The 12,973-nt window shown below is 53.8% G+C and carries 8 protein-coding genes and 3 pseudogenes; 8 read left to right on the forward strand and 3 right to left on the reverse strand.

Annotated features, from left to right (window positions below; genetic code table 11):
- Positions 1-10: 10 nt before the first annotated feature.
- From ACEWZM_RS19005 to ACEWZM_RS19025, 5 genes and pseudogenes are all read left to right on the forward strand, one after another.
- A complete protein-coding gene (locus tag ACEWZM_RS19005) occupies positions 11-1,009 on the forward strand; it encodes an ABC transporter ATP-binding protein (protein ID WP_414008204.1) in 999 nt (332 codons plus the stop codon).
- Positions 1,006-2,004, forward strand: coding sequence for an ABC transporter ATP-binding protein (locus tag ACEWZM_RS19010; protein WP_414008205.1), 999 nt, complete (start codon positions 1,006-1,008; stop codon positions 2,002-2,004). Before ACEWZM_RS19005 ends, ACEWZM_RS19010 begins: the two co-directional genes overlap by 4 nt.
- On the forward strand, positions 1,997-3,799 hold the full coding sequence (locus ACEWZM_RS19015; RefSeq protein ID WP_414008206.1) for an aminopeptidase P family protein: 1,803 nt from the start codon (positions 1,997-1,999) through the stop codon (positions 3,797-3,799). The genes ACEWZM_RS19010 and ACEWZM_RS19015 overlap by 8 nt, the downstream gene beginning before the upstream one ends.
- A gap of 188 nt (positions 3,800-3,987) precedes the next feature.
- The gene (locus tag ACEWZM_RS19020; RefSeq protein WP_414008207.1) at positions 3,988-6,138 is read left to right on the forward strand and encodes a methyl-accepting chemotaxis protein; all 2,151 of its coding nucleotides are present in this window, start codon (positions 3,988-3,990) and stop codon (positions 6,136-6,138) included.
- A gap of 120 nt (positions 6,139-6,258) precedes the next feature.
- Positions 6,259-6,737: pseudogene (locus tag ACEWZM_RS19025) on the forward strand (integrase core domain-containing protein); the annotation flags it as partial.
- A 40-nt stretch (positions 6,738-6,777) separates the two neighbouring features.
- Here the strand turns inward: ACEWZM_RS19025 and ACEWZM_RS19030 are convergent.
- Positions 6,778-7,359 (reverse strand): annotated as a pseudogene (locus tag ACEWZM_RS19030) (transposase).
- 61 nt (positions 7,360-7,420) lie between these two features.
- Here ACEWZM_RS19030 and ACEWZM_RS19035 point away from each other — a divergent pair.
- Positions 7,421-7,570 (forward strand): annotated as a pseudogene (locus ACEWZM_RS19035) (integrase core domain-containing protein); the annotation flags it as partial.
- 335 nt (positions 7,571-7,905) lie between these two features.
- On the opposite strand, the gene ACEWZM_RS19040 reads toward ACEWZM_RS19035, so the two are convergent.
- Both ACEWZM_RS19040 and ACEWZM_RS19045 read right to left on the reverse strand, forming a co-directional pair.
- Complete coding sequence (locus tag ACEWZM_RS19040; RefSeq protein WP_414008208.1) at positions 7,906-9,399, reverse strand: oligosaccharide flippase family protein; 1,494 nt, start codon at positions 9,397-9,399, stop codon at positions 7,906-7,908.
- A 121-nt stretch (positions 9,400-9,520) separates the two neighbouring features.
- The gene (locus ACEWZM_RS19045; protein WP_414008209.1) at positions 9,521-10,204 is read right to left on the reverse strand and encodes a sugar transferase; all 684 of its coding nucleotides are present in this window, start codon (positions 10,202-10,204) and stop codon (positions 9,521-9,523) included.
- Positions 10,205-10,568: 364 nt separating this feature from the next.
- On the opposite strand from ACEWZM_RS19045, the gene ACEWZM_RS19050 reads away from it, so the two are divergent.
- Complete coding sequence (locus tag ACEWZM_RS19050) at positions 10,569-11,600, forward strand: aldose epimerase family protein (protein WP_414008210.1); 1,032 nt, start codon at positions 10,569-10,571, stop codon at positions 11,598-11,600.
- An 11-nt stretch (positions 11,601-11,611) separates the two neighbouring features.
- Positions 11,612-12,964, forward strand: a complete 1,353-nt coding sequence (locus ACEWZM_RS19055) for a cytochrome-c peroxidase (RefSeq protein ID WP_414008211.1) — start codon at positions 11,612-11,614, stop codon at positions 12,962-12,964.
- Positions 12,965-12,973 lie beyond the last annotated feature (9 nt).

Here is a 12,973-nt window from a genome sequence, read left to right on the forward strand (position 1 = left end):
GGAAAGGACTATGATTATGCATAAGACACAACCAGTTCTGGAGGTCCGCAACCTCAGCACCACTTTTAAGCGTGGTGCTGTGATGTTGCCCGCAGTGCGTGATGTGAGTTTCGATGTGCGTCAGGGCGAAGTCTTGGGGCTTGTCGGGGAAAGCGGATCCGGCAAAAGCGTAACCCTGCGGTCGATCCTGGGATTGACCCGCCGCCACGGTGAGGTGACCGGAGAGGTTCGCTGGCAGGGGCAGGATATTGCACGCCTTACGGACCGGCAACTGCGTCGTGTTCGTGGCGGCGAGGTTGCGATGATCTTTCAGGAACCTATGACGTCGCTAAATCCATTGCTGACGGTGGGATTGCAGCTGACGGAGACGTTGAAGGCGCATACGGATTTATCCCGCGCCGCACGCCGTGATCGTGCGATAGAGATGCTCGATCATGTAGGGATCCCCGCCGCTGCCTCGCGGTTGCAGGATTATCCGCACCAATTTTCCGGCGGGATGCGGCAACGTGTGATGATTGCTATCGCCTTGGCCGCCGAACCTAAGCTGTTGTTGGCGGATGAGCCCACCACCGCACTGGATGTCACCATTCAAGCGCAGATTCTTGATCTGATTTTGCGTCTCTCAGATGAGATGAATATGGGGGTGATCCTGGTTACCCACGATTTGGGCGTTGTGGCGCAGACCTGTGAGAACGTCGCAGTGATGTATGCGGGCCGTATTGTTGAGCAAGGCGCGGTACGGCAAGTTCTGCGCACCCCTCGCCATCCCTATACGGCTGGGTTAATGCGCTCTGTTCCTCAGGATGTCGCTCCCCGGACAACCCTCTATTCGGTGCCGGGCACACCGCCTAGCCTAGAGAGGCTGCCGCAAGGCTGCGCCTATGCCGCGCGATGTGAGGCGCGCACGGAGATTTGCCTAAGCAAAAGACCGCCATTGGAGATGATCAGCGCTGATCGTCGGGCGGCTTGCTTCAATCCGGTTCCCAGCATTCAGGGAGAGGTGGCATGACGGATACTGTAATGGAAATCCAGGACCTAAGTCTGACGTTTCATTTACCCCGCAACCTTATTGATGTGGTGCGCAAACGGCCTGGTCGGGCGGTGCGTGCACTCAACGGCGTTAGCCTGGCGCTCAACAAAGGGGAAACCCTAGGAGTTGTCGGTGAATCAGGGTGTGGCAAGTCGACCCTGGCTCGCTGCATTGTCCGGCTTTATCAGCCGCAGGGCGGCAGCATTCTCCACCACGGAGAAGATATCTTCGCTGGCGAAGCGCGCAGCGACCGCAGTTATAATCGGCGCGTGCAAATGATGTTTCAGGATCCATACTCATCGCTTAATCCGCGGATGACCTGCGGCCAGATCCTGAGCGAGGCGTTGCACGTCCACAAAATGCGCCCCGCAACCGATATCCCGTCGCGGGTAGAAGAGCTGTTGGAACTAGTGCGGCTGCCAGGTGATGCGGCGCAGAAACTGCCGCATGAGTTTTCGGGCGGCCAACGTCAGCGGATCGCGATCGCTCGTGCGCTGGCAGTGGAACCTGAGGTGTTGATCGCAGATGAATTGGTATCAGCGCTGGATGTCTCAGTGCAGGCACAGGTGGTTAACCTGTTGCTGGAGCTGCAGGAACAGCTGGATCTGACTATTTTGTTTGTCGCTCATGACTTGCGGTTGGTCCGCCATGTCTCACATCGTGTGGCGGTGATCTATCTGGGCCGTATTGTGGAAATAGGCGATAGTGAGAGCTTGTTTGCCAATCCAGCGCACCCCTATTCGCAGGCTCTACTAAGCGCGGCACCTTCACTCGACCCTGATGATAAGGGCGATGCTATTCAATTGGAGGGCGAATTGCCCTCGCCGTTGGATGTGCCACCGGGTTGCCCGTTTCATGTGCGCTGTGCCCATGCATCTGAGATTTGCAGGCAGGATGTACCGCGCCTGCGCTCGTTTGGTGATCGCGGTGAGGTTGCCTGCCATCTTGCTGAAGAGATCAATGAACATGCCTGACACCCTAAGCGGCCCGACGATTGGCGCACGTATTGCAGATCTGCGAGCGGAAATGGCTGCTAGCAGTCTTGATGCGTTTATTCTGCCTCGCTTCGATGCGCACCAAGGTGAATATGTATCCCCTCATGATGAGCGCTTGGCGTATATCACCGGGTTTTCGGGATCCGCCGGGATGGCGATTGTCACTGCGGAGACGGTCGCCGTCTTTGTCGATGGTCGTTATAGCGTGCAGGTCGAAAATGAATGCTCGGGTTCGTTGTTTTCGCATCATCACCTGTTTGATCAGCCGCCCGAGGTGTGGCTGAACGCTGTTGTGCAAAATGGCTGGAAGGTGGGGTTTGATCCTATGCATCTTCCCCCTGGCTGGTTTGATCGATTTGCAACTGCTTGTATTGAGACAGGTGCTACAATGACCGCTCTGGAACACAACCCAGTCGATGCGATCTGGCAGTTTCAGCCTTCGGCACCATTGGGCGAGGTCAGCGTTTTTCCTCTTCAATTGGCAGGACGTAGTTGCGCCGATAAAAGCGCCGACTTGGCGACATATCTTGCAGCGCAGGATGCTGAGTTGCTGGTGGATACACAGCCCGACAACATCTCATGGCTGCTGAATGTACGTGGCAATGATGTGGCCTTTAATCCGATGCCACAATCCTTTCTTATCGCAGATCGCTCAGGCGGGATTACTTGGTTTGTTGACCCGCGAAAAGTGAGCGAAGAGGTATGTGATCATCTGCCATCTACGGTAGCGCAGCGCCCGATATCGGAGTTTCTCGCAGATTTGCGAAACCTATGCAAAGCAGGTCAACGGGTGTTGTTCGATCCAGACTTTTCGCCTGTAGCCGTGCGTCAAACGATTGCGGCTGCCGGATCAACTCCGGTGTCTGTCGCGAGCATAGTGACCCGCGCAAAATCCGTTAAGAATTCGGTAGAGTTGTCGGGGCTGCATGATTGTCATGTTCACGATGGCGTTGCGTGGGTGGAATTCTCTGCTTGGCTGGATGCGACGGTTCCGACGCGTGCAGCAGCAGGAGACCCTGTTACAGAACGCGAGGCCGAGGCAAAAATACTCGCCTGCCGACAGGCCCGCCCGGGTTTTTTGAGCGAGAGTTTTCAAACGATCTCTGCCGCTGGCGGCAATGCTGCCATGTGTCACTATGCGGCGATTAACGGTCACAATGCCCCGATATTGCCACAGCGTACCTATCTTTTGGATAGTGGCGGTCAGTATGAAACTGGGACCACCGATGCAACGCGCAGTTTTGCCTTTGATCAGCGCCCAGATGGTTATGATCAGGCCTATACAGCCGTGTTCAAAGCGTTTCATTCGTTGGCAACATTGCGGTTTCCGCGAGGGACACAAGGCCATCATATTGATGCTATCTGCCGCCGCCCGCTGTGGGATCTAGGCCTGGATTACGATCACGGGACAGGTCATGGCATTGGCCACCGGCTGTCTGTGCATGAACATCCACAGCGCATCGGAAAGCCATACAATCCCGTGGATTTGCTTCCCGGCATGGTGGTGTCTATTGAGCCTGGATACTACGAGGCAGAACGATTTGGCATTCGCATAGAGAATATCTTCGAAATTATTGAAGGCATTGATGGTTTTCTCGGTTTTCACAACATGACGTGGGCCCCGATCCAGACCGATATGATGATCTTAGACAAGTTGAGTAATACGGAGAGAGCATGGTTGAATAGCTACCATCAACATGTCTTTCAGAAACTGTCGCCATTGGTGGGTGATGAGGCCCGTAAGTGGCTTTCGGCAGCAGTCGTTCCAATTTGACATCTTAACTTGGCAATCGATCGTGCACTAAATCGTTGTGGGCATGGAGCCGAGAACATCGATCTAATGTGAGTGAAATTTTTCCAGTATTGCTGTGGCAAGTTCGGTGTCGGGGTCAGGGGTAAACACTTTCTTCAGGCAGATATGGGAGGGGTCGGTAACGACGAGCCTTCCAAATGGAGAAATGAATGCCTGCTCTGTTTAATACCATCTCGGGCAAGCTGCTTGCCGCGACAACAGTTGCAATCACTGGATTGATGCTGTGCTTTAGCGTCTTCACTGCGCTAAATGAATCTACACAAGTCAGAGAACGCGTGCTTGAGGGCGCGTCCCAGCGTGCTTCAGATATTGCCCAAAGTTTATCTTCGCAATTGGTTGAGGCGACGTCAGCGGCCTCTGCATTGGGAGGAGCGTTGTCTGGGTACATTGATGACGGCAAGGCGACAACTGCTGATCTTATCAAAATTATGGAAGGGGTGCCGGGTCGCTATGATCTTGTGTTTTCTTCATGGATGTCAGCGATTCCTGACGGCGCGACCGAGGACTTCATTTCCGGGGCTGAAGGTCGAAACGCCGACGGGATCTTTGCTGCCTATTGGACAAAATCCGATTCTGGTGGCTTGAATTTCGAGACCTTCAATGTGGATCCGACCGACACATCTGAATGGTACCGCTTGCCAATTGACTCCGGTGCGAGTGTCATTACGGAACCTTATCTTTCTGAGGAAAATCGGTTGCTGACATCTGTGTCTGTACCAGTCAAGGCGCAGGGGCAGATTATTGGCGTTGCTGGTGTGGATATCGTGCTCGATAACCTTGGTGAATTCGTCAACGGGCTATCGGTCTACGAAGGCGGGAGCGTGATGTTGCTAGGCCAGGGTGGGAAGTGGCTATCACACCCTGATCCGGAGATGCTGATCCAGGCTTTTGAAGGTGCAGAGGTCGTTGATTTTCAGGCAGCAGTTGATAGCGGTCAGCCGCAAATCGTTTCAGATCGCGCTGATGGATCAACACGCTTGTTCTTCCCGTTTACTGCATATGGTATGAACAAGACTTGGGTGGTTGTTCTGGATGTGCCACGCCATGTTTTTGTGAATCCTGTAACAGCAAGTATCTACGAGCAGTTGATCACTAACGTTCTGTTGCTGGGCCTGACACTTGCAACTATTTTCTTCTCGGTACGGTCGTTGGTACGCCGCCCCTTGGGCAAAATGCTCACTATCGTGAATGATCTGTCTGCCGGGAAGGTGCATGATCCAGTTGATATGCCAAAGCGTAAAGATGAAATCGGGGCTATGGCAGTGTCGATTGAAACATTGCGCCAAGGGCTTGCGTCCAAGGAGGAGCTGGAAGCAACGCAATTGCGTGAACAACAGCAACAGGAACAGGTGGTTCAGACGCTGGCTCAAAGTCTCCGATATCTGGCGGGCGGACGTTTGGACGTTGAAATTCATGAAGAAATGCCAAGCCAATACGAAACCTTGCGCCGAGATTTCAACAATACGGTTGAGCAACTTAGTAAGCTGATCACATCTGTGAACGACTCTTCCGGATCGATTGATACCGGGTTGACGGAGATTTCTTCGGCGACAAATGACCTGTCACAACGGACTGAACAATCAGCTATGCAACTGGAAGAGACGGCTGCATCACTGAGCGAGCTTACGCAGAATGTGCAGCATGTCGCCAGTGGCGCTCGCGAAACTGAGGCTCTCGTCACTTCTGTTAGCCAGAATGCGACTAATAGTTCTGCCGTTGCGCGGGACACTGTTGATGCCATGGATTCTATCGCGGCAACATCTGAGCAGATCACCCGGATTACCGGAATGATTGATGATATTGCGTTCCAGACCAACTTGTTGGCGCTCAACGCAGGCGTTGAAGCGGCGCGTGCTGGTGAGGCGGGCCGAGGCTTCTCGGTTGTGGCTGCCGAGGTTCGCAGTCTTGCTCTGCGCTCCTCTGAATCTGCTCTTGAGATCAAAAAATTGATCACGGCTTCGGAGGCGCAAGTTGCACATGGCGTGGACTTGGTTGGTCGAACCAATGACTCTCTCACCACCATCATGAATGCAATCGGAAGTATTTCGGAGCATGTCGGTGACATTGCGAAACAAGCCGATGAGCAATCCAAAGGCATTTCTGAAGTCAATAGCGCGATGAGTACGCTGGAAGCTGCACAACAGCAGAACGCAGCTATGTGTGAGGAAACCGCCGCTGCCTGCAGTTCTTTGGACCATGAAACGACCAACTTGTCTCGGTTGGTTACAGCATTCCAAACTGGTGATAGCGGGCAAATGGCCCATACCTCGAGGCAGGCGAGCTACGTTGCTGCGGCCTAGGCCTTCACTATCCCTGGATTGAGACCGCGGTGGACTAAAAATCGCCGCGGTTTTTCCTAGGAGGCCTGGTTGATAGGCGTTGCGAACTATAGTGGTCGGACCAGATTTCGATAAGCCTACCTGAGGCACGCGGTCTCTGATCTGACGTTGGACAGACTAATCCTGACGGAAGCCACCAAGGGAAACGACTGAGCCCCGCTCGTCGTCGTGCTTGTATTAACCAGGTACGCAATCAGCTGAACGTTTCCGACAGACGCGCCTGCCGCGTGCTGTGAAAACATCGATCCACTCAACGACGCCTCCCAAGAGGCCGCGCGGACGAAGACAGGTTGGTCGCCGACATGATCGAGCTGACCTGACTGACAGTACGGCCGATATGGCTATCGCAGGATCGCTGCCCTGTCGGATCTGTTCATACTTCGGAGTGCCCCCGCTTCATACGTTCAGACACTGGGCCAGAATTTATCGCCCAAGCGGTCCAGGACTGGACTACCGCCGTCGGCGCCCAGACGGCTTACATTGAACCTGGGAGCCCGTGGAAGAACGGAGACTGCGAAAGCGTCAACGGCCGCTTCAGGGATGAACGGCTCAACGACGATAGTGGAGCTGTCGCGCTTTTGTGCCGCTCCAAGTGCTTGTTTAGGCCAGTTTCCGTTCGAAGACGACAGGGCTTTCCAAGCCAATGCTGAATGCCTTCGACGCGGATTGTAGAAGCCATTGATGTATTTGAAGAAGGTCTCGACGGCAGCATTGTCATAACAATTACCTTTCCCAGACATCCACTGCCCGGCGGTGCATGTTTACATGCATGAGAGCGGACAGCTTGAAGCCGCCCAGGCTCAGGCGCGATTGTTCTATAATGTACGCCAGTGTCACCAGGTCAGACCGCTGTCTTGCGACCGGCGGGACAATTGCGGAAAGCGCGCAAAGAACACCGTGGCCTTTTTAATATTTCCCTTTCCTCCTTGAGAATGTGCCCTCTCACACATGCAAGCATGTGCTGTCAGGCAATGGTGTCTCACGCCGAAGCCGGTCGTTTTCTTTGGCGAGTTCCAAATCCTCTTTCGACACCACATCTGTTTCCCGATGCGCCGTGATCCACTTGCTCAGCGTCGACATTCCAACACCCAGATCCTCAGCCACATGCTTGCGCGTCAGCCCACTGGTCAGCGCGATCCGCACTGCATCTTGGCGGAATTCGCCCGTCCGTTTCAGTCCCAAGGTCAGTCTTCTTTGCTACAGTAAATGCTATCAAAGGAGCGGCACCAAACCGCGACAGGTACAAATCTTCAATAGCCTATACGAAGCTCAAATTCCGATTGAACAATGCAGGAGACACTACAACACAAAACGCCCCCATAGTGCGCTGGACTATCGCCGGCCTGCGCCCGAAACCATCATCCCAATGGATCACACGCCGATGATGCACTAACAATCAGCTTGGACCAGTCAGATCAGGCTGCTCAGTATGCCTGAGACATTCCACAACCGCGCCCTTTTGCACCGTCTTTGCCAATCATAGCGATGTTTATGACTCTATACTTCAGTTTCCATGATGAAGGGGCTGGCCGTGAATAGAGTCCAAAGCGGCCACCCATGTCAAATTGCGTATTGCTTTGCCGAACATGGGGAATGAGGCACTCTCGTGCGTGGTTGATACACGCGCAACGAACCACAAACTCTTTTGAAGTGTGTTGCGGTAGCTGGAAATTGGGCGCGACCTCTAGGATGTGGTTGCCGAGCTGACTATAGAGCTAGGCTCTACAATCATGAAGTATTTTGGCTTTTTTTGCTACGAACCCTGGTGAGTATTTGCTGTATCCGGTCGCCGCCAACCATAAAAATCATGATGAGATAGGTAGGAACGGACACTCCGATTTGTGCCAAGAGTAGAGGTGTGCCGTACATTGGCGGCCCGAGTTCACGCAGCGCAAATAGTGAGATCGCCATCATCGAAACTGCGATGATGGCTGGTCGTAACGCGTCAAAGATATACCTAGTCGCAGAGGTTTTGAGAATTCGCAGAGTCTTCCAGGTCGCTATCGGCCAAAGGAAAAAGGAAGTAATGACCAGCGCTGTCATAATCTTGTTCAGTCCTTCGGGTGCAAAAAGGAGGATTGCAGCAAAACCGGACAGGCTGACGGAGCATTCAAAACCAAACCACCATTTTGCATACCCAGAAAACCGAACCAGTGAGGCCTGCATTACGCCAATGCTCATCATCAGGCTCAGCAGTGCAAAACACTGTAGCGGATAGATCGCCGCGAGCCACTTACTCCCAAAAACAAATGGGATCGCGGTCGGGGCTACAATGATGAACCCAATAAACAGTGGAAACGCCGCGGTGGCTGCGGAAAAACTGGCCAGAATAAAGGCTTCCCTACGTTGTTCTTGCTCCGTCTGAAGGCTGGCGAAAAGCACCCGTGTGACTGGCAGAAGGGTGCCGATTGTCACCTCCTGCAGAATTTCACAAATTCGGCGTGCAAAGAAAAAGATACCCAAGACTGCCGGACCCGCGATGATACCGAGTAGTATCTGGTTGATCTTGGTGGGCTCGATCATTCGTCCACCCATCGTGAATAGGGTGAAACCACGCAAATCGGTTAGAGCTGCGCTTGATAGTTGTAACCCCGGGCGCCAGCGGGCGCTCCAAAAGGAGACGATACATCCGACCACAGCGGTGATGACCTGGGCTATGATCAGCGCCCAGATGGCATAGCCTTCCAAGACAAGCAGCAGGCAGCCTGCAGCCCCGAGACCGTTTGCAAGTGCCGTACGCAGCGCGATATGGCGAAATTCCATCCGTCGATTGACTAATGCGGCTGGTATATTCCCAAGCGAAACGAACAGGATACGTAGGGAAAGAACCGGCAATATGAGCGCGAGACTGTCAAGGTTTGTCCAGGCGGCAAACCAAGGCGCAGCAAGGACCAGTAGTGCGATACACACTAGCGCAACAGCCATCGTCAACCAGAATGCGCTATCGAGATGGCTTTGGTTTAGGTCGCTACGCTGAATGATGGCGTCCCCAAGCGGCAGGGGCACCAATGTCATGACCCATATGACGATGGAAGTGGCAAGCGCGACTGCCCCGAAATCAGCGGGTTCCAACAATAGCGACGTGATGAGAAAGACGATGACTGTCAAGCCGTTGCTGACCAGTATATTGATGAAGGACCATAACACCCCCATCAAAGCGAGGCGGCCACGGCCCCGCGAGACATGGTTGAGTGTCGAAGCATCAGTATTGCTGTCGTGCATTCTGGTCGTTCCCGCTTTTGCAGTTAGGGAGCATATTGTTGCGCGGCGGTCACGCAATGGTGCAGCCTTTTGTCCCTTTCGCCTTGAGCAGAAGACTATAGCACAGGACTTAATGCGGCGTTTACCGACCAGTGCACCCGACAACGGATAGGCCAGTCAACAGGATTAGCTTTAGGTCAAAGCCAAATGTCCGTCGTTTTAGGTAATCAACATCGAGCGAAACCCGTTGTTCATAGCTGACGTCGTTGCGACCTGAAACCTGCCAAAGGCCTGTGATTCCGGGTTTTTGGCTCAGATATACACTCGCGGCGGTGCCGTATTTGCTCAATTCACAGCGTACGATTGGGCGTGGGCCTACGAAGCTCATATCGCCGCGCAATACATTCCAGACTTGCGGCAATTCATCTAAGCTGCTGCGACGCAGGAAATAGCCAAAACTGGTAATCCTAGGGTCGGATGTCAGCTTGCGATCTCGCGCCCATTCCGCGGCGGCTTCCGCGTTGGTCAATAAGTGCTCTGCGAGCACCTCTTCAGCGCCATGGATCATTGTCCGTATTTTCCAGCAGGTGAAAGGAGTTCCGTCTTTGCCGATGCGGGTGTGTCCAAAGAACCCAGGTCCACCATCGCGGCGACTTACAAGCCAGAGGGTGGCGATCACGGGTATGAGAGTCGGAAGAAGCGCCAACGCCAGTATTAGGTCAAGTAGCCGTTTGCCTATAGTCGCATAGATGCCGACCCGGTGTTGATTGGCGTGCTCGCTTCCAGATGGTGAGCGTAGATGGTCAAAATTTGTAATGTCGCTCATGTCTTGCCCCGATCTTCTGCCTCACGGCGCCGATGCTGGTATCGACTGGATCGCTGATTGCCATCTTGGGCTGCGATCTCTTCCGCGTTTCTTAAGATTTGATTTAAATTCGTGGCAAGAATTTGTCTTAAATTGAGTATTGCTTGGGCCTTGTCGAGAACCCTGACGACCGGGTTGTGTCTTGTGCCATGCCAAGGACATCTGATCGCGCGAAGGGCAATATACCTGTGTTTAATTGACAGATATGGGTTGAATGATTAATTTATATACTGAAATAAATGCCCCAATCACAACGATCCGGGGGTCTGTATTCAAAGGACACCCCAAGTTGTTGCCACCCATTTCGCCACCTAAAAATATGCCCTTGCAACATCCCCATTTGCCGGAAAATGCAGCGGAGCAGCTGCAATGGATCGATCTAGAAAACGATAAACTGCGGCTTCGCGTGCTGAATCTCGGCGGGGTAACGGCTCGGCTCGACTTGCGTCGAGACAATGTCTGGCAACCGATGGTTCTTGGCTATCATGATATGACCGCTTATCTAGGCGACCCTTTTTATCTGGGTGCTATCGTTGGCAGAGTTGCCAATAGAATCGGTCGAGCGACTTTTGATCTGGGGGGGAAGGGTATTGCCCTTTGTGCAAACGAGGGAGGCAACCAGCTTCACGGTGGTCCTGCGGGGTTGGGTCGCGTGTTTTGGGATATGCGCCAGATCGGCGGTGATATGATCGAACTTCGCTATACCTCCGCCGACGGTGAGAATGGTTATCCAGGCTGCGCTGAAATCCTACTGCGCATCACGCTATCAGGCTCCAACGTTACCTACGACATGTCCGTAGATGTTGATGAGGTCACGCCAATCAACCTAGCCCAGCACAATTATTATACTCTGGGTGTGGACGGCGATATCTGGCAGCATCGCCTGCAGAGCGCCGCAGACGCATATTTGCCAGTTCGCGCCGATGGCGTGCCCACCGGAGAAATCGTACCTGTTTCAGGCACACGGTTTGACTACGGCCAAGACCTTACATTTGCTGCTCTGGATCCACGGCAATTGGGTTCTGATACTCATATAGTATTCCCTGAAGGCAATTCCCGGGATGCCGCTGACGGGGTGCCGAAGGTGGCGTGTCTGATGGCTCCAAACGGAGTTGTCATGCAGATGTATTCGGATCAGCCTGGGGCCCAAGTTTACACGGCTGCACATTTGAATAGTCTTCAGACTGCATGGGGTGAACAGCCGCTCACGCCGTTTTCCGCCGTCTGTGTTGAACCACAGGGCTTTCCTGATGCTGTCAATCAATCGGGGTTTCCGAGTGTATTGGTCCAACCTGACCAGCCCTATAAGCAGCAGTTGATCTTGAGTTTTTCTCAGAAAGAAACGGCAAGTGAATGAGGTTCGGGAAGATGACTAAGCGCTGGGTCGGGACCAATCTGCTTTGCAGTCTGCTCATTTCTCTGAGCATAGCCGCTCATGCACAGGATGAAGAGACTAGCGGTGTGGCTGTCAATTTAGATCTTGGCCCGCGACCGATTTTCAAGGCAGTAGATCCGGCTGAAGCCGCGTTGGGGCAGTTATTGTTCTATGATCCGATCCTTTCGGGGAATCGCAATATAAGCTGCGCTAGCTGTCATCACCCGCGGTTTGGAACAGGCGACGGTGTTTCACTGTCGCTGGGTGAAGGCGCCAACACTCTTGGTCCTGAGCGTATGGCTGATCCCGAAAACCTCCCAGAACAACGGATACCGAGGAATGCGCCATCCCTTTGGAATTTAGGTGCCAAAGGGATGGAAGTGATGTTCCATGACGGTCGCCTGGAGGCGGATCCGGCTTACGGGGCGGGAATTCGCACGCCTCTAGGGGGCGACATGGTTGCCGGATTTGAGTCAGCCTTGGCGGCACAAGCTATGTTCCCGGTGCTGTCGCCAGATGAAATGGCGGGCCACTATGGTGAGAATGATATTTCGCGGGCGGTACGTCTGGGCCAATTGAGCCATCCCGGTGGAGCTTGGGATCTGATCGCGAATCGCGTAGCGGAGATTCCTGAATACCGGCAGCGCTTTGATACTGTTTTGGGGATTGGAGCACCAATCAGGTTCACAGACGTCGGTAATGTGATTGCTTCTTTTATTGAATTTGAGTGGCGAGCCGATGACAGCCCGTTTGATCGGGCTTTGGTGAAGGGCGAGGCTTTGCAGGGTGCGGCGGCGCGTGGGCAAGGGTTGTTCTACGGGGCAGCCCTCTGCGGCCAGTGCCATTCTGGCTGGCTGCAGACGGACAATAGGTTCTATGCAATTGCGATGCCACAGTTGGGTCCGGGTAAGGCGGCGCGATTCGAATCTCACGCTCGCGACGAAGGGCGGCTGCGCGTCACCGGTGATCCAGAAGATGCTTATCGGTTTCGCACGCCATCGTTGCGCAATGTCGCGCTAACGGCGCCTTATGGGCACGCCGGTGCCTATCGGACACTTGAGGCCGTTGTGCGACACCATTTTGACCCCGTTGCAGCCCTGAATTCCTACAACCGCAGTCAGGTGCTTTTGCCACAGCTTAGTGGTGCAGTGGATTGGGCCGTGATGGATGATCAGGCCGAATTGAAACGGATCGCAGCTGCAAACGATTTGTCCCCAGTTCGATTGAGTGATGAAGACTTGGCTGATCTAGTTGCGTTCCTTGAGGCCTTGACTGACAGTAAGAGGACCGAGGGGCGGCTTGGTGTGCCGGATGCGGTGCCTTCGGGGCTACCGGTGGAGCGGTGATTTTGCGAG

Origin of the sequence: Phaeobacter cretensis (genome assembly GCF_047372505.1) — a bacterium.
GTDB lineage: Bacteria > Pseudomonadota > Alphaproteobacteria > Rhodobacterales > Rhodobacteraceae > Phaeobacter > Phaeobacter cretensis.

Coding starts and splice junctions, on each gene's coding strand:
- ACEWZM_RS19045 (WP_414008209.1), bottom strand. CDS start 10,204: ATGAGCGACATTACAAATTTTGACCATCTACGCTCACCATCTGGAAGC.
- ACEWZM_RS19020 (WP_414008207.1), top strand. CDS start 3,988: ATGCCTGCTCTGTTTAATACCATCTCGGGCAAGCTGCTTGCCGCGACA.
- ACEWZM_RS19015 (WP_414008206.1), top strand. CDS start 1,997: ATGCCTGACACCCTAAGCGGCCCGACGATTGGCGCACGTATTGCAGAT.
- ACEWZM_RS19005 (WP_414008204.1), top strand. CDS start 11: ATGATTATGCATAAGACACAACCAGTTCTGGAGGTCCGCAACCTCAGC.
- ACEWZM_RS19055 (WP_414008211.1), top strand. CDS start 11,612: ATGACTAAGCGCTGGGTCGGGACCAATCTGCTTTGCAGTCTGCTCATT.
- ACEWZM_RS19040 (WP_414008208.1), bottom strand. CDS start 9,399: ATGCACGACAGCAATACTGATGCTTCGACACTCAACCATGTCTCGCGG.
- ACEWZM_RS19010 (WP_414008205.1), top strand. CDS start 1,006: ATGACGGATACTGTAATGGAAATCCAGGACCTAAGTCTGACGTTTCAT.